18 protein-coding genes are annotated in these 16,681 nt (G+C 59.0%); 12 read left to right on the forward strand and 6 right to left on the reverse strand.

The annotated features are described in order from the left end of the window. Positions 1–15: 15 nt before the first annotated feature. The 3 genes from ACILSO_RS17645 to ACILSO_RS17655 all read right to left on the reverse strand — a co-directional run bounded on the left by ACILSO_RS17645 (position 16) and on the right by ACILSO_RS17655 (position 2,415). Positions 16–1,416, reverse strand: a complete 1,401-nt coding sequence (locus tag ACILSO_RS17645; protein ID WP_395738761.1) for an alkaline phosphatase family protein — start codon at positions 1,414–1,416, stop codon at positions 16–18. An 80-nt stretch (positions 1,417–1,496) separates the two neighbouring features. Then, positions 1,497–1,880, reverse strand: a complete 384-nt coding sequence (locus ACILSO_RS17650) for a DUF3307 domain-containing protein (protein ID WP_395738762.1) — start codon at positions 1,878–1,880, stop codon at positions 1,497–1,499. A gap of 79 nt (positions 1,881–1,959) precedes the next feature. Next, positions 1,960–2,415: a Crp/Fnr family transcriptional regulator gene (locus tag ACILSO_RS17655; protein ID WP_294396665.1), complete on the reverse strand. Its 456-nt coding sequence runs from the start codon at positions 2,413–2,415 to the stop codon at positions 1,960–1,962. 260 nt (positions 2,416–2,675) lie between these two features. Between ACILSO_RS17655 and ACILSO_RS17660 the strand changes: the two genes are divergently transcribed. The 3 genes from ACILSO_RS17660 to ACILSO_RS17670 are packed head-to-tail and all read left to right on the forward strand — an operon-like array spanning position 2,676 to position 5,440. Further along, positions 2,676–3,161: a hypothetical protein gene (locus ACILSO_RS17660; RefSeq protein WP_395738763.1), complete on the forward strand. Its 486-nt coding sequence runs from the start codon at positions 2,676–2,678 to the stop codon at positions 3,159–3,161. Positions 3,162–3,211: 50 nt separating this feature from the next. Then, positions 3,212–4,675, forward strand: a complete 1,464-nt coding sequence (locus ACILSO_RS17665) for a Gfo/Idh/MocA family protein (protein ID WP_395738764.1) — start codon at positions 3,212–3,214, stop codon at positions 4,673–4,675. Between the two features lie 39 nt (positions 4,676–4,714). Beyond that, on the forward strand, positions 4,715–5,440 hold the full coding sequence (locus ACILSO_RS17670; RefSeq protein WP_395738765.1) for a discoidin domain-containing protein: 726 nt from the start codon (positions 4,715–4,717) through the stop codon (positions 5,438–5,440). A gap of 85 nt (positions 5,441–5,525) precedes the next feature. On the opposite strand, the gene ACILSO_RS17675 is transcribed toward ACILSO_RS17670, so the two are convergent. Then, the gene (locus tag ACILSO_RS17675; protein ID WP_395738766.1) at positions 5,526–5,897 is read right to left on the reverse strand and encodes a YkvA family protein; all 372 of its coding nucleotides are present in this window, start codon (positions 5,895–5,897) and stop codon (positions 5,526–5,528) included. A 168-nt stretch (positions 5,898–6,065) separates the two neighbouring features. On the opposite strand from ACILSO_RS17675, the gene mtnB reads away from it, so the two are divergent. The 6 genes from mtnB (at position 6,066) to ACILSO_RS17705 (ending at position 12,001) form a co-directional block, all read left to right on the forward strand. Next, positions 6,066–6,680, forward strand: a complete 615-nt coding sequence (gene mtnB, locus ACILSO_RS17680; protein ID WP_395738767.1) for a methylthioribulose 1-phosphate dehydratase — start codon at positions 6,066–6,068, stop codon at positions 6,678–6,680. A 14-nt stretch (positions 6,681–6,694) separates the two neighbouring features. Beyond that, the gene (locus ACILSO_RS17685; protein WP_395738768.1) at positions 6,695–7,288 is read left to right on the forward strand and encodes a 1,2-dihydroxy-3-keto-5-methylthiopentene dioxygenase; all 594 of its coding nucleotides are present in this window, start codon (positions 6,695–6,697) and stop codon (positions 7,286–7,288) included. Next, complete coding sequence (gene mtnC / locus ACILSO_RS17690; RefSeq protein ID WP_395738769.1) at positions 7,285–7,992, forward strand: acireductone synthase; 708 nt, start codon at positions 7,285–7,287, stop codon at positions 7,990–7,992. The genes ACILSO_RS17685 and mtnC overlap by 4 nt, the downstream gene beginning before the upstream one ends. Then, complete coding sequence (gene mtnA, locus ACILSO_RS17695; protein ID WP_395738770.1) at positions 7,989–9,083, forward strand: S-methyl-5-thioribose-1-phosphate isomerase; 1,095 nt, start codon at positions 7,989–7,991, stop codon at positions 9,081–9,083. The genes mtnC and mtnA overlap by 4 nt, the downstream gene beginning before the upstream one ends. Before the next feature lie 104 nt (positions 9,084–9,187). Further along, the gene (locus ACILSO_RS17700) at positions 9,188–11,587 is read left to right on the forward strand and encodes a VWA domain-containing protein (RefSeq protein WP_395738771.1); all 2,400 of its coding nucleotides are present in this window, start codon (positions 9,188–9,190) and stop codon (positions 11,585–11,587) included. Between the two features lie 69 nt (positions 11,588–11,656). After that, positions 11,657–12,001, forward strand: coding sequence for a hypothetical protein (locus tag ACILSO_RS17705; protein ID WP_395738772.1), 345 nt, complete (start codon positions 11,657–11,659; stop codon positions 11,999–12,001). A gap of 68 nt (positions 12,002–12,069) precedes the next feature. On the opposite strand, the gene ACILSO_RS17710 is transcribed toward ACILSO_RS17705, so the two are convergent. Both ACILSO_RS17710 and ACILSO_RS17715 read right to left on the reverse strand, forming a co-directional pair. After that, on the reverse strand, positions 12,070–13,503 hold the full coding sequence (locus ACILSO_RS17710; RefSeq protein ID WP_395738773.1) for a Gfo/Idh/MocA family protein: 1,434 nt from the start codon (positions 13,501–13,503) through the stop codon (positions 12,070–12,072). A 117-nt stretch (positions 13,504–13,620) separates the two neighbouring features. Next, the gene (locus tag ACILSO_RS17715; RefSeq protein ID WP_395738910.1) at positions 13,621–14,043 is read right to left on the reverse strand and encodes an NINE protein; all 423 of its coding nucleotides are present in this window, start codon (positions 14,041–14,043) and stop codon (positions 13,621–13,623) included. 117 nt (positions 14,044–14,160) lie between these two features. Between ACILSO_RS17715 and ACILSO_RS17720 the strand changes: the two genes are divergently transcribed. The 3 genes from ACILSO_RS17720 to ACILSO_RS17730 all read left to right on the forward strand — a co-directional run bounded on the left by ACILSO_RS17720 (position 14,161) and on the right by ACILSO_RS17730 (position 16,667). Continuing rightward, positions 14,161–14,508 (forward strand): PQQ-binding-like beta-propeller repeat protein, encoded by a 348-nt coding sequence (locus tag ACILSO_RS17720; RefSeq protein ID WP_395738774.1) that lies wholly within the window; start codon positions 14,161–14,163, stop codon positions 14,506–14,508. A 91-nt stretch (positions 14,509–14,599) separates the two neighbouring features. After that, positions 14,600–15,886 (forward strand): hypothetical protein, encoded by a 1,287-nt coding sequence (locus ACILSO_RS17725; RefSeq protein WP_395738775.1) that lies wholly within the window; start codon positions 14,600–14,602, stop codon positions 15,884–15,886. A gap of 34 nt (positions 15,887–15,920) precedes the next feature. Then, a complete protein-coding gene (locus ACILSO_RS17730; RefSeq protein WP_395738776.1) occupies positions 15,921–16,667 on the forward strand; it encodes a hypothetical protein in 747 nt (248 codons plus the stop codon). Positions 16,668–16,681: the final 14 nt, after the last annotated feature.

Here is a 16,681-nt window from a genome sequence, read left to right on the forward strand (position 1 = left end):
ACGATGTCGCTCGCGTTACCGGGATACGTTTGAGTAGCCGTGGCCGCTGGAGCAGAGGCGGAAGAGGTGGTTGCAGACTTCGTGGGCGGAGAGGATGCCGGTGCGGGGGAGCGAATCGAAGTCGCCGATGAGGACGGGCCAGTCGGCGCGGTCTTCGGGGATGCGGCCGTGGGAGCCTTTGACGAGGGTGGCGTCGAGGGGGATGACATCCATGAGCATGCGCTGACCCATGGCTTTTTTGGCGAGCTTGGAGGCGACTTTGAGCTTGGGCCACTTGATGGCGGGATCGACGAAGAGCTCGGCGGGGTCGTAGCCGCATTTGCGGTGGATGTCCACGCAGCGGGCGAAGTCGGGGGCTTTCTTGTCGTCCTGCCAGTAGTAGTAGGTGAACCAGCTTTTGGCATCAGCCACGGCGATGAGGTCGCCACTACGCTCGTGATTGAGGCCGACGAGGTGTTTTTCCATCTTTCCGAGCACCTGGGCGACGCCAGGGGTGGTTTCCAGCGCGCCACGTACGTTGGCGAGGATGCTTTGATCGTTGACGTAGATGTGGGCGATCTGGTGGTCGGCGATAGCAAAGGCCCTGGAGCCGCCGAGGTCGAGGGTTTCGCGGCCGAGTTCATCCTTGATGCTGAGCCAGCCGCGCTCGCGGAAGACGCGGTTCAGATGGACGGGCTGCTCGACATTGGTGATGCCGTATTCGGAGAGGAGGACGACCTTGATGTTGCGCGTTTCGTAGAAGCGGATGAGGTCTCCGACGACGTTGTCGATCTGCCGGAGGTCGAAGCGGATTTTCTCCATGTTGAGCCCGACGCGCTGGAGATTGTAATCAAGGTGCGGGAGATATACGAGGGAGAGACCGGGCCAGTGCTTTTCCTCGATCCATTTGGCGCTCTCGGCGATCCAGATGGAGGATTTGATGTCGGAGCCGGGGCCCCAGAAGTGGCGGAAGGGAAAGGGGCCGAGGTCTTTTTTGATGCGGTCGCGCAGCGGCATGGGCTGCGTGTGGATGTCAAAGACCTTGCGGCCATCGGCCGGATAGAGGGGGCGCGGGGTGATGGAGATGTCAGCGGTGGAGTACATGTTGAACCACCAGAAGAGCTTGGCGCAGGTGAACTGGGGATCCACACGGCGGAGTGCCTCCCAGAGCTTTTCCCCCTGCATGAGCTGCTCGGGCTGTTTCCAGAAGCGGTGTTCGGCGTAGTCACGGTCATACCAGCCGTTGGCAACGATGCCGTGATCCCGTGCAAGGCGGCCGGTGAGGTAGGTGGCTTGGGCCGTGCAGGTGACGGCGGGGAGAACCGGCTCGATGAGGGTAGAGCGGTTTCGCTCGACGAAGGCCCGAATCGCCGGCGTGTGCTCACCGATAAGCCGGGACGTAAGGCCGACGACGTTCAGGATGGCGGTGCGCTGCATGACTTCCCAGTGACAGGTTCAAGGTTTAAAGTTTCAAGTTACTCCAGAAGCAGATCGCTGCTCAAAGGGGACTTGGAGCCTTAATAGAGCATGGCTGCGACGACATAGGCAATTTTGCAGATGCAGTGCAGGGCCTGGTCCTGGACGAAGGTGGTCTTGTTCTCACATTTGGCCAGGTCGATGAACCAGTGCAGGACCAGTTCAATGCAGGCGAGGATGAAACAACCCGTGACAGCCCAGACCGCGACAGCATGGAGCAGGCAGTGGGATGTCATGCACCAGGGCCAGATCTGGACCGGACGCGTGGGATCGTTTCTGAGAACCAGCAGATGCCGGTTTTTGCAGGTGGAAAGAAACTCCCCCTGCAGCGGGTAGTCCATCAGTGCATGCCCGGCAAAAAGAAGGAAAACGACCTGGATGGCGTCCAGCAGGGTGTGCGGAGGGAATGGCAGCAGGCCGGACATGGGGAATTTTTAATTGTGACAGGCAGACTGCAACGCAGGATTCGTTCCTGCGCCGAACAATCCGCCGCACCTCCATGAATCAGGCGCTGTAGAAGGCGGCGATCTTCTCATTCACCGCACGAAGGCGGTGGGAAATGGTGCGACCGACACCAATGAGCAGCCAGGCGGCGGCACGAGGGTATTCATTGATGTAGCTTTCGAGGGTCTCGCCATCAATGCGCCAGACTTGGGAAAACTCGACGGCGGTGACACTTGCGCTGGCGACATTGGGGTCGAGCAGATTGATTTCCCCGATGGTTTCCCCCTTTTGGATGGAGCCGAGGAGCACTTTGTGGCCGCCGCGCATGGCGGTGGCGTGGAATTTGCCCGAAACAACAAAGAAGAGGCTGTTCTGCTGCTGCCCCTCTTCAATGAGGTGCTGACCAGGCTGCACTGGGAGGAATTCGCCGTAGCCACTAAGGATGTCACGATCCTCATCGCCGAGCGGTTCGAGGATGCCTTGGGCGGGAAGCTTGGGAGATGAGAGGGAGCTCATAGGAGTGGGTGAGATGAATTAAGCTGCCTTTTTTAAGCGGGGACGGCCTGAATGGCAAGCACGGCTAGCAATAAGCCGCAGAAAGGCCAAAGCGCACAAGACTGACACATTTGCCACCTGCCGCCACTTCCCGGACCGTTCAGGGGCGGGCCTTCCTTCACCTTTACGAAGCATGTGGGGGCCAAATTTTGCTGGATTTCCAAGGGCATCGGTTCAAAATCACGCCCCTCACTTCAACCCAGCCACCCAGAACTCAATCCATGTCCGACACATCCTCCTCCAAGTGCAGCAGCTGCTGCGGCTATTCGTTTGCCCATCTTCTGCTCCGCCTCTGGGTCGGCATGCGCTTGTTCATGGCTGGACTGGACAAATTCCGCTACGGCAACGGGCCGGACACGACCTTCAGCATCGCCAACTACACGGACAAGAAGGGGCCGCCGATCGCCAAGCTGATGAGCAGCAACAGTTTCATGCCGGAATGGGCATGCACCGCCTTCGCCAACAGCATCGGCTACATCCTTATCCCCGTGGGCGTCTGGGTCGCCCTGGGCATCTTCACTGAGCTGGGCCTCCTTGTCGGCGGCCTGGTGTTCCTGGCCCTGGGTTTTGGCCTTGCCGCCCTGCCGGACGACACGGAAGTGGTGAGCAACATCGGCCTCTCCATTCTCATCGTGGCAGCCGCGCTGGTGACCGCGAAGGCAAAGAATTTTTCGATCGACGGATTTCTCGGCCGTAAGAAAGCATAAACACGACTTTGTGTCGTTAAGGCAGTGAACCCACGCGCCTGAATGCACCTATGAATTCCCAGACTCCATCCCCTTCCCCAGCGCCGCTGTCCCGCTTCATGGACCGCCGCGGCTTCCTCCGCACCAGCGCCCTGACCAGCAGCGGCGTCTACCTTGCCACCAGCAAGGGAGCCATCGCCCAGCAGACCGCACCCGGCCGAACCATCAAGTGCGCCCTCGTCGGCTGCGGCTCCCAGGGCAACAAGGCCCTTCGTGTCGCTTCCAAGGATGTCCCAGGCATCCAGTGGGTCGCCATGTGCGACATTTGGAAGTACTCCCTCGACCAGGCTCGCGGCGGTTTCCGCAGCGAAAACAAGCATCAGGTCGAAGGCGAGATCAAAGTCTACCAGGACATCAATGAGATGCTCGACAAGGAGCCGTCCATTGAGGCCGTCTTCATCGCCACGCCCGACTTCCTGCACGCCCCCTACTCGCGTCTATGCCTTGAAAAAGGCAAGTCTGTCTACTGCGAGAAGATGATGAGCAACACCCTCGAAGGCGCCCGCGACATGGTGCGCGCCGGCAAGGCAAACAACGGCATCTTCCAGATCGGCCATCAGCGCCACTCCAACCCGCGCTACATCAACCTCCGCGAGAACATCATCAAGCCCGGCAAGATGATGGGCCGCATCACTCACGCCTATGCGCAATGGAACCGCGGTGTCTCCGGCAGCGCGCCCCAGGGCATGGTGAAGGGCTACGACATTCCTTCCGATGTGCTGGCTAAAAACGGCTACGGCAGCATCGAGGAGTTCCGCAACTGGCGCTTCTTTGCCAAATACGGCGGTGGTCCGCTCTCCGACCTCGGCGCACACCAGATCGACATGTTCAACTGGATGTATGAAGCCACCCCCGTGTCGGTCATCGCCTCCGGCGGCGTGGATTATTTCGATGGCACGGAAGGCCGCCCGAAATTCGAGCTGCCGGACAACATGATGTGCATCTACGAATTCAAGACGCCCCAAGGAGCTTTGCGCGCCTACTATCAGGTGCTTACCACCACCGGCTCGCAGGGTGCGTATGAAAAGCACATGGGCATCGGCGGTACAGCCATCATTTCCGAACTCGACGCGAACGGCAACCAGCTCTACGCCGAACCCGGACAGGACTGGGAACCCTACGCGCTGGGTGACAATCCGCCGATCATGAAGGCGGCGGACAAAGCCAAGAACAAGTTCTGGGAACATCCCCGTGACTGGGAAAAGCCCAAGCCACCGTCCTACGGTGCTGTGAGCGTGGCCGACGTGCGCGAGAGCAAGGCGCTGGCCCAGTGGGAGCTGGCAGTGAAACTCCAGCGCAAGCCGCACTCCCCCCACGTGCAAAACTTCATCGAAGCCGTGCAGACCAAGAACCCTGCGCACCTCACATGCCCCGTGGAAATGGCTTACAAGTCATGCGTCACGGTGCTCAAGGCTTACGAGTCGGTCAAAACCGGCAGCAAGTACATCTTCACCCCTGAAGACTTCCAGGCCTGATCTGCCCTCTCAATTCACCCGCACCACCAACCACTCCCCATGAAAAACACCCTCCACATCCTCACGGGCCTTGCGCTCGCCCTCACCCTTGCCTCCTGCGGCAAGAAAGAAGAATCAAACGCCGGCGCTGCCGCCGCCTCCACCACCGCTGCCGTTCCAGCCGGTGACCTGGTCGAAATCCCGCTTGAGTTCCCCAAGCCCATGTTCATCGGCACGCCGGTGCCTGCTGAACTGCCGAACCTTGAGAAGGCTGACCCCAGCAAAGTGGTGAAGACCATCATGGTCCCAAAAGGCACCACCAACCTGGCCAAGGGCAAGACTGTCACCAGTTCTGACTCGGCTCCGATCATTGGTGAACTCAAGCTGGTGACCGACGGCGATGCCGACGGCGCTGACGGTTCCTTCGTGGAACTCATGCCCGGCAAGCAGTGGGTGCAGATCGACCTCGGCGAAGAGGCGAACATCTACAAGATCGCCATGTGGCACTACCACAAGCAGGCCCAGGCCTACATCGACGTGGAAGTGCAGGTGTCTGACGATCCTGATTTCAAAAACGGCGTGACCACGCTTTGGAATTCCGACCACGACGACTCCTCCGGCATGGGCAAGGGCAGCGATCCAGCCTACGTGGAAACCAATCATGGCCGCGTCGTGGACGCCAAGGGCATCAAGGCCCGCTACGTGCGTCTGTGGAGCAACGGCAACACCAGCAACGACATGAACCACTACTGCGAAGTGGAAGTGTTCGGCAAGCCTGCCAAGTAAGCTCCGCCGGCCATCTGTAAATCAAATTGCCGCCGTGCAGGAGACTGCACGGCGGTTTTTTTATGCCCACGTTGGGCGCGATTGGCTACACGTCCCCGACCTTGCCAGCCTTGGTCTGCGCGGCCTTCCATTCCTGATAACGTTCGAGCTCATGTTGTACGAGTTTCAGACAAAAGGCCACCACGGTCGCGTCGTCGAGATAGCCAACGCCGACAATGACATCTGGAAGGACATCGGCAGGGTTGAGGACGTAAAGCAGGGCCAGGGATACGGCGCTGATGGCCCAGTAGGGGATTTCGCGATAGGCCCCCGTCCAGTAGTCCTTGACCATGCTGAGCATGACTTTGGTCTGTTCGAAAACCGCTTTTAGCCTGGGCAGTTTCAGCTCAATCTCCTGCGCGCGCTGGTTGACCTTGGCGATATCCAGATCGTGTTCGCCGTTTGGGGGAGTGCTCATTCTAAAAAAATAACCATCCGGACCCGCGAAGTCCAGCCAGCAATGCCAGGAGATGCGGGAGGAGAATCTGGCACACAGGCGGATTTGACACATGGACCACAGCCCGAATCATGCCGTGTGACACCCGCCGCAACTGCTTCAGTCCCCTGCCCCGAAATGAGTGATGCCATGACGCAGGAACTCATGGAATGCGGCAGCGACTTCCACCGGCGCGGTTGGTCGCTGGGCACAAGCAGCAACTACAGCGTGGTGATTGAGCGAGATCCGCTGACCCTGCTGATGACTGGCAGCGGATTCGACAAAGGGCGGCTGAGGCCGGAACAGTTTGTGATGGTGGATGAACAGGCGCGGCTTCTCAGCCCCGGGCCGCTCAAGCCTTCCGCGGAGGCCTTGCTTCATACCGTTCTGGCCAGGTACGGTGCGGGTGCCGTATTGCACACTCACTCGGTGGCGGCCACGGTGCTGAGCGAGCACTTTTTGAAGGACGGCGGACTGCGCATCGCAGGGTACGAAATGCTCAAGGGGCTTGCGGGCATCACCACGCATGAGGCTGAGGCGTGGATCGAGATTTACCCGAACACCCAGGATATCGCCGCTCTGGCCACGGTGATCGAGGCAAGGCTGCAAAACGCGGCCAACCCGTTGCGCCATGGTTTCCTCATGGCCGGCCATGGGCTTTACACCTGGGGCTGCGACATCGCGGCGGCCCGGCGCCAGGTGGAGGTGCTGGAGTTTCTTTTCGAAGTCGTCACGCAGAAGCGTTTGCTGTCAGGTGCTTTTTAAGCCGCACTGTGCTCATGGCCTACCTCCGCATTCCATCCACCCACTGTGTTATTGAAGACGTGGACAACATCCGCAGTTTTTTGCTGCCTCATGGCATACACTATGACCGCTGGCCGGTGGCGGGCCGCATCGACCGCGATGCCTCGCCGGAGGCGATCCTGGCCGCATATGCACCGGAGGTGGAAGCCCTGAAGCGAAGCGGCGGCTACATCACCGCCGACGTGGTGAACGTGACCCCCGACCTGCCCGGCCTGCAGCAGATGCTGGAAAAATTTAATCAGGAACACCGGCATGCGGAGGACGAGGTACGCTTCATCATCAAAGGCCGCGGCCTTTTTTACATCAATCCAGCAAACGGGGATCCCGTTTTCTCCATTGAGATCGAGGAGGGAGACCTCATTAACGTTCCCGCCGGCACAAAGCACTGGTTTGACCTCTGCCCGGACCGCACCATTCGGGCCATCCGACTTTTTCGCGAGAGGGCCGGGTGGACACCTCTCTATACGGGTGACGCGATCGCCGGAGGGTACCAGCCGCTCTGCTTGAGCATACCGCCCACGCCTGCCAAAGCCATTCAGATTGATCAGGCGGTCGCCATCGCCGCATGATCACTTTTGGAGGCAAGCTCATCCTGCTGGACATAGAAGGCACAGTTTCGCCGCTGGCATTTGTGCATGATATGATGTTTCCGTATGCGCGGCAGCGCGTCGACGCGTTTCTCTCAGCAAACTGGGATGATGCTGGTGTGCAGGCAGCGTTGAAGCAAATGGCGCAAGATGGCGGATCGCGTTGGGAAAATGTGCAGGATCTGCAGCCTTTCGTCGTGGCGGAAGTGCACCGTCTGATGGATGCGGATGTGAAAGCCACGGGACTGAAACTGCTGCAAGGGCTGATTTGGGAAGAAGGCTTCCGCACTGGTGAACTGCGCAGCAGGATCTTCGAAGATGTGCCGCACGCCCTGGCTCAGTGGTGCCGAAAGGGCTGCGACATCCGCATTTACTCATCTGGCAGCGTGCACGCCCAGAAGCTCTTCTTTGCGCACACCCAGCGGGGGGACCTTTCCGTGCATTTGTCCGGCTGTTACGACACCACCACCGGCTCCAAGCGCGAGGCCTCCAGCTACGCGTCCATAGCGGCTGACTGCCGTTTGCGGGCAAATCACATTCTCTTTGTAAGCGATGTTGCTGATGAATTGGACGCCGCACGAACCGCAGGCATGTTCACAGCTCTGGCGATCCGTCCAGGCAACCGATCTGCGCCGCCGCACGATCATCCAGTCATCCACTCTTTTTCAGAAATAGAAATCGCATGAATATTCACGGCCAGCCGCACCGCTCCATCGAAGCCGTTCCCAGCACACGGACCGCCCGCATCATTGACCAAACTGTCCTGCCGCATGGGGTGGAATGGCGGGAACTGCGGACGATGGAAGATGCCGCGGAGGCCATCAAGGTCATGCGGGTGCGTGGCGCGCCATTGATTGGCGCGACGGCCGCATTCGGCCTGTGCTTTGCCCTGCGGGAGAATGCCACGGACGCCGCGCTGCAGGTGGCCTACCACGTGCTGCATGCCACCCGGCCCACGGCGATCAATCTGCGCTGGGCGCTGGACCGCGTGAGGCGGGTGGTATCCCCGCTCAGCCCCGATGAACGCGCCGATGCCGCATGGGCTGAAGCACTGGCGATTTGCGAGCATGATGTGCAGGTCAATCACGCCATTGGCAAACACGGGCTGGAATTGTTCCGTGCCATCCAGACGAAGAAAGCCGACCCCGACGCTCCTCTGAACGTGATGACTCATTGCAATGCCGGATGGCTGGCCACGGTGGACTGGGGCACGGCTATTTCACCGGTGTATCAGGCGCATGATTCTGGCATGAAAATCCACGTCTGGGTGAGCGAGACGCGGCCACGTGGCCAGGGTGCCTCCCTCACGGCCTTTGAACTCAGGGAGCATGGCGTGCCGCACACTCTGATCGTGGACAACAATGCCGGACATCTGCTGCAGCGCGGGCTGGTGGATGTGGTCATCGTGGGCACGGATCGCGTGACGGCGCACGGCGATGTGGCCAACAAAATCGGCACCTACCTCAAGGCGCTGGCGGCAAAGGCGCATGACGTGCCCTTTTATGTCGCCACCCCCGTCAGCACCATTGACTGGACCATCACAGATGGCATTCGCGAAATCCCCATCGAGCAGCGTAGCGCGCGCGAAGTGACGCACATGCCCGGACTGACAGCGGCAGAGCAGCGCGAGGAAGTGCTGATCACTCCCGATGGGACGCAGGCGCGAAATGACGGCTTTGATGTGACGCCGGCAGCCCTCGTCACCGCTTTGGTGACAGAATACGGGGCCTTCCCGACCACGGCTTCAGCCCTGAAGGAGTTGCAGGCACAGGCCTAAATCAGGGCAATCCCTGATTTTTTTGATGTTTTGAACGGCGGCTTGGCATCGGACATCCGAATAGCCTTCGTCAGTTATTGCCTCAGAAAGAAAATCTCCTCTCTATGAACCGTTGCCTGATCAGTTTGTTGACAGGGTGGGCCTTGCTCATCGGAACTTCGGGTTTGTTTGCCCAGCAGCCCGCTGCGCCCTCACGGGCGATCATCGTTTTTGATGCCTCCGGCAGCATGTATGGCCAGGTGCCGGGCGGTGTGAAGATCGACATCGCCAAGAAAGTGGTGAGCGACATCGTCGGCTCCGTTGATCCCGCGATGGAGCTGGGTCTCATGGCTTACGGACACCGTAAAAAAGGCGACTGTGAGGACATCGAGCTGCTGGTGCCGCCGCAGCCAGGCAGCTCCGCCGCTATTTTGAAAGCGGTGTCTGGTTTGGAGCCGAAAGGCAAGACTCCACTGACGGCGGCTGTAATCCAGGCGGCGAAGTATCTGAGATTTGAAGAAGCAAAGGCCTCCGTGATCCTGGTAAGCGACGGGGTGGAGACCTGTGACAAAGATCCGTGCATGGCTGCGGAGGAACTGGAGCGCCTGGGCATTGATTTCACCTGCCACGTCATCGGTTTCGATCTCAAGCCCGGCGAGTCATCCGGCCTCGAATGTCTGGCGAAAAAGACCGGCGGCATGTACCTCGCGGCCAAGGATGCAGCGTCGCTGAAGACTTCGCTGGAAGCCGCCATGAAGCAAGTCGCCAAGCCCGTGACGACGCTGGTGGTGGATGCCAAGAAGTCCTCCGGCGGAGCGCTGATTGATGGCGTGAATTTCCAGGTCTTTGCCGAGGGTGCTGGTGAGAACGCCATTGCAACCGGAAGTGGCGGACACTGGAGCACGGAACTGCCGAAAGCTGGGAAATACACCCTGAGCGCGAAGCTGGGCGCAAAGTCGATCGAACTCGATGTGACGATCAAAGATGGCGAGACGGTGACAAAGGAAGTCGTGTTTGCTGAGACTGGAGTGAAAGCGGTGGCCTATGACAAGGAAGGCGGCGTGGCCTTTGAAAAGGACGTCAGCTGGGATCTTCTCGGACCGGCAGATGCCGAAGGCAGCCGCCCGAAGGTTTCCTTCAGCTATGAGGCCAAACCCTTCTTGCAAGTGGCGCCGGGCACCTACCTGCTTGCGGCGACGCGAGGCAATGCCACCGCCAGCGTAGAAGTCACGGTGAAAGAAGGACCGCCGCAGGTGGTGAAGGTCATTCTAGGCAGCGGCAACCTGAAGCTGAGCGCCATCAGCGCGGAAGGGCAGCCGCCGATTGCCAAAGATGTGAGCTGGGAACTATTCTCTCCGCCAGATGCGGAAGGTCAGCGCAAGAAACTGGGCTACAGCTACGAAGCACAGCCCAAAATGACCCAGCCATCCGGACCTTGCCTCGTGGTGGCGACTTACGGCAATGCCAAAGGGCAGCGAGAAGTAGAAGTCAAAGCGGGGGAAACTCAGGAGATCGTGGTCCTCCTAGGCAGTGGAAAACTCAAGCTCTCCGTAGTCATGGAGGAAGGCGGCACACCTGTGGCCAAGGACGTGAGCTGGGATGTCTTTGGCGAAGCAGATGCGGAAGGCAACCGCCCGAAGGTGGCCTACAGCTATGAGGCGCAGCCCACGCTGGCAGTCCCAGCGGGGAAATTTCAAGTGGAAGTGGCCTATGGCAATGCCAAGGCAAAAGCGATGGTGGAGGTCAAAGCGGGTGCGACTACGGAAAAAGTCATCAGCCTTGGGGCTGGCAAGCTCAAGCTTTCCGCACTGGCAGTGGAAGGAGCGGAGCCGATTTCCAAAGACTTGTTCTGGGAGCTACAAGGCGCCGCAGATGCAGAAGGAAACCGCAGCAGGGCTGGCTATAGCTACGATGGGCAGCCCTCCTTCAGCCTGCCTGCCGGAAAATACCTGCTGCAGTTGGAATGGGGCGCCGCCAAGACAAAACAGGAGATTGAAGTCGTTGCGGGAAAGCTGACGGCGATCCCCATCGTCATCAATTCCGGCAGCATCTCTATAAGCGCCATCATGGCTGAAGGTGCGGATCCTGTGTCCGAAGGCCTCAACTGGGACGTATTTGGCGAACCAAATGCCGAAGGTGAACGCACCAAGGTCACTTACAGCTATGACGCCCAGCCGAAGCTCCACCTCAAGGCAGGCAAGTACACCATCATGGTAACTCGTGGCGCCGCTGCCGCCAAAGCAGATGTCGAAATCCAGGCGGGCAAAATGGTCACCAACGTCCTCAACCTGAGTGCAGGCACGTTGAAGGCCAGCAGCTCCACCCCCGGAGACTGGGAGGTATTTGGCCCGGTGAATGCCGAAGGCGAACGCAAAAAACTCACCTACTCCTATGATCAAAACGCGAAGCTCTTCCTCCCGGTGGGCAAGGTGCTGGTGGTGCGCAGCAAGGACGGTAAAAAGGCCGAGCAGGAGGTGGAGATCAAACCCAATGCGCTGACCGAGCTCACGCTCGATGCGAAGTAGCCCTTTAACCGAATTTCATGCCTCTCAACGAGGCAGGCCTCGTTTCTCACATCAACATCACTCGCCATTATGAAACTTCACCAACTCATCCTGATCGGGTTGCTTGCGGGCAGCTTCACCTCATGCCACAAAACGCCTGAGAATGCCAAGGCTGCCGAAGACACCAAAAAGGCCGCTGAATCCGTCAAAGAAGCGGCCGTGAAAGAATTGGAAATAGCCAGGGAGAAGGCCATCGAACTCGAGGCCAAGGCCAAGAAAGAGGCCATTGTCCTGAAGGAGGAAGCGAAAGTAAAAACTGCCGAGGCAGCCAAGGCCTTGGAAGATGCGGCAAAGAGAGCCAAGGAATCTCTGACTCCGGCACCACAGCCGCCGCCTGCCCCTCCTCCAACTGCGGCACCGGCCACGCCGAAATGATCAGCCAACAGCACCGCTGAAGAACGAGCGTCAGGATTTCTCCTGACGCTCGTTGTTTTGACACACCATCACACTTCTTTCGGCACGGCATAGCCCTGGCGATACTCACGCGTGAGGAGGGCAAGAGCCTCCGGCGTGGCGGTGTCTCCCACAAAGGTTTCCTTGGCGGCATCGATTTCAAGCATCGGTCCCATTTTGATGTCGAGCTTCGAGGCATCGAGTTCGTTTTTGATGAGATGCTCGTGGAAGTCAGCGATCACATCATTCCAAGGCTGGAAGTCTTTGACCGCAGCCTCAGCCTGCTCTCGATTGTACTTCTGGCCGAGGCGGAAGGAGTTGTTGGCCAGGTGGCACCAGGCGCTGGAGAAGTGAATCTTCTCCACCTCGCCCTTAAGATCCTCCGATTTACGGCTGCGGATGGCTTCGATGAAGTTGGCCGCGTGCGTTTTGCCACCATCGCCCTTGAAGGTGTGGAGTTTCTGTCCGGCAGCATCATAAGCGGTGCCGCCGCCACGGCTGCCAGTGTAGTAGCCGCCTTCGCATTCGATGATGAGAAAGGCGCCTGTACGACGCCGCAGGTACACATCAGGCGCTTTGACGCCCTTCTGCCGTGGCAGGTTGTGGAAGTCGATGATCACTGGGATGCTTCCCGTGTCCATGTAGGCGAAGTGGGTGTTGGGTGTTTCGCCGGCATCATCCCAGGCGAAGCGGCCGCCACCGGCGATCACACGTTTGGGCAGGGCCACCTTGTCACGGAAGACGACATTGCGCAGGTCATCGAGGATGTGCGGTCCCCAGTTGCCCATCTCGCCGTTGCCAGTGTTCCAGTTCCAGTGCCAGTCGTAGTGGAACTTCTCGCGGGAGATCGGCTCGTCTTTCGCCGGGCCAAGCCAGATGTCGTAATTCACCGTGGCGGGTGGTGTGAGTGGCTCGGTGCGTTTGCCGATGGAGGCGCGCATGCTGTAGTGATTGCAGCGCACGTACTTGATCTTGCCCATCGTTCCTGCATCCAGAAAGCCTTTGATCTCCTCCTGCAGAGGATCACTGCGCTGCTGCGTGCCGCCTTGTACGATGCGGTTGTACTTGCGCGCGGCTTCGACGAGTTTGCGCCCTTCCCAGATGTTGTGGGAGACGGGCTTTTCCACATACACGTCCTTCCCGGCCTGCATGGCCCAGATGGATGCCAGCACATGCCAGTGATTTCCCGTGGAAACAACGACAGCATCGATGCTCTTGTCCTCCATCACCTTGCGCAGGTCCTGGGTGGTCCTGGCATTGGGAAAAGCCTTCTTTCCTTTGTCCAGCGCTGCGGTGTCAGGATCGCAAAGATAAGCGATTTCAACCCCGGGCACCTTGGCCATGCGACCTGCATTGCCAAGTCCCTGGCCGCCGAGTCCGATCGAGGCAATGCGGATGGTTTCGTTTGCCCCCAGCACGCGGCTGGCAGACAAAGCGGTGAACGCGAGTGCGGAGTGGGTGATGAAGGAACGGCGTGAGGTCATGGGTTGGGACGGATTGGAGACGGATTGGAGACGGAACTTCTGCCAGAACGCAGCCCTGCCCACAACTCCTTCGCCAACTTCCCACATTATTTTTGGCCTGCTCCTGCAGCGCCCCTTTTATACCCCGCCACGGCTGTTTTCCTCCAGATTGATGCCGCTGATCTGCGTGTTGAGGGTGCAGAAGTCATAGACGACGCCGATCAGGAAGCCACCGCCTGTGACGAGATAGAGCAAGCCGGTGGCCCATTTCCCCAGGTAGAAGCGATGGACACCGAACACCCCAAGATAGGTCAGCAGAATCCAAGCGACTGTGTAATCGAGTCTGCCCTGGGCAAATCTGCGATCCGCCTGACGATCCATTCCGGGAATCAAAAACAAATCAATCAACCAGCCCACGCCGAGAAGGCCTCCCGTGAAGAACCACAGGATTCCCGTCTTGGTTTTGCCAAAGTAAAAGCGGTGCGCTCCGGTAAATCCAAAGATCCAAAGAAGATAACCCACCAGTTTGTTGTGTGTGGAAGGAAGCGTGGTGTTGTTCATGACGGCCTTATCATCATGCGTGGCGGACATCTTGCGATTGCAAATCTGCTTCATTTTTACCAGTCCGAGCCTGAAGGCTGGACAAGCCGCGAAGGATGCGGCTAATCTGCCCGTGCCATGAACATCGCAGATCTTGTCTTTGTGGGTTTCAATCGTCGTGTCGCAGCACTCAGGCGCCAGAACGGAGAGATCGTCTGGGAATGGAAGGCCTCCCATGGGGCATCCTACGTCAGCCTGCTGCTGGATGGTGGAACGCTGATCGTGTCGGTCCAGGGATACATGTATGGTCTGGATGCAGCCACCGGAAATCAGCTCTGGTTCAATCCCATGAAAGGCTTTGGCACCGGCGTCACGGCTCTTGTTTCTCTCCATGGCATGAGCAGCAATCCGCTGAGCGCCGCTGCGGCGGAGCAGGCGGCCCAGCAGGCAAGTCAGTCCTCAAACGCGGGAAGCACGAGCACGTGATGAATTGCCCGGCCATGCACGTTTTCATGGGAATTCCAAACGGGTTGCGTGAGGGGGCGGAGATGCTTGACTGCCAAATCCCATGATCATCATGCCCCGGAAACTCGCTTCTCCCACCACGCAATTTGCCAGTCTTTTGTGGGCTGGTGTTTTGGGTTGCGCCCAGCTTTCGGCACAGCATGCCACGGTGTCTGCCGCAGTGGAGCAGGCGCATGGCGTCCTTTGGCGCTCGTTTGTTGATTCCCATGGCATCATTGATGACTATGTGGGAGAGCGGCCCACGCCCGAAGACTGCAAACTGGGAAAACCGAATGCAATCGGCTGGTGGAGCCCGATTGAAAACGGACCCATGTTCACCGGCCTCTATCTTCCGGCGGCCTGCGAACGCGCCCGCCGCAGCGGAGACGCCACGGACAAAATGCATGCGGGACAGCTTGCACAGGGCCTGCTGAAATGCGCTTCCGTATCGGATGTACCAGGGTTCATCGCACGTGGAGTTGGCACAGATGGCCGCTGCCACTATCCGCTCGGGTCGGATGATCAGACGCACCCGTGGTTCCTGGGTCTGCACGCCTATTTCAAGAGCGGCCTCCCTGCCGAGAAGGAACGCCAGCAGATCGCGGCCAAGGTGAAAGAGGTGGCAGAGGTGCTGCAGTCCACAGGGTGGCAGTGCCCTTGCGATGGTGACTTCAAAGGACAATACCGTGGCGCCTACAAAGGACATCTGTTTCGAGATGCCGTGCGCTACCTCTATCTGCTGCGTGCCACGCATGAAATCACCGGCGAAGGCATCTGGCTGGAACGCTACCAGAAGGCTCTGGTGGAGCGTCCGGCCAATGCCAGCAAAACGCGGGCTGAGATCTGCGCTGAAGGCTACGCCTTTGATCACGAGGCGATCAAGCATATCGACGAATTCCAGCTGTGGATTTATGTGGGCTGCCAGGGCTCGCTCGCGCAGCTTGTAAAGATGGAAACAGTAGAAACGGTCCGTGACCGCTATCGTGCAGGGCTGGCGCTTAATGCCCGCAACGCGGCCGCTGCCATCACTGCGCACTCCCAGTTCGACAACGCCGACACCAAGGTCTTCGGCAATGCCGACTGGCGGGCCGTTTACTCCACCTGGTTTCCCCAGCACACGCAGGAGGAGGCCGCCAAACTCGCAAAAATCGAGGACAAAGCAAAACGCGGCGAGCGCAAATACTACGAGGCCAAATGGATGCGCAACCCGTTGGCGGCTGCCGTCATTGCCGCCCTCGGGGGAGATTCAGCACGCACGGAAATCCATGCAGCCATCTGCCATTACGATTACAGCAGGCTGCACATGGCGGAGTTGTTCTTTGCCGAATGCGCCTACTACGCGCTGCCGGAAGCACGCTGATATAGTTCCCCACTTGATTCGTTTAAACTTTCCCATGAAAATCCGCCACCTCCTCGTCCCCTGCCTCCTCATCAGCGCCGCCGCCTTTGCCGCAGACCCGCCCAAAATTCCGGCCGAACCCATCGCCGTAAAGAAGGAGCTGCTGTTCTCCGATGAGATGACGGGCAGCGAGCATGACAAGCGCTGGCACCGTGTGGTGGACACTTTTGTCTTTGAAAAAGATGCGCTGAAAGGCACGCAAACACGCGTGAAGGACATGCCTTCCAAGGATGGAAAATCCGTGATCACCGCACACGCAGCCGTCTATGGCCTGGAAGTTCCCACCAAGGACAGCGTGGTGGAAGTAAAAATGCGCTTCGATGGCTGCACGATGATGGATGTGGAATTCGACGACCGCAAATACACCGCCGCCCACTACGGCCACCTCTGCCGGGCGCAGATCCGCCTGGACAAGGTGACCATCATGGATGAGCGCGAAGGCAGCCAGAACCTGATCATCAAGGAGATGCGCAAGGATCCCGCCAAGAAGGACGAGGTAAACAAGATGATGGCCGGGAAAAGCGCCACCTTCCCCGTGCAACTGGAGCAGAACAAGGAGTACACCGTCGTGGTGGAAACCGTGGGCGATGAAATGCGCGTGAGCATTGATGGCAAGGCCGTGGCCTTTCTGAAGTCTCCTGGCATCGGCCACGAGACAAAGTCGAAGATCGAACTTGGCGTGGCGGGTCAGAGCGGCTGGTTTGACGACATCAAGGTCTGGAACGCCGCGCCTGCGAAATAAGCCTCTCCCGAAAA

Origin of the sequence: Prosthecobacter sp. (genome assembly GCF_044226605.1) — a bacterium.
GTDB lineage: Bacteria > Verrucomicrobiota > Verrucomicrobiia > Verrucomicrobiales > Verrucomicrobiaceae > Prosthecobacter.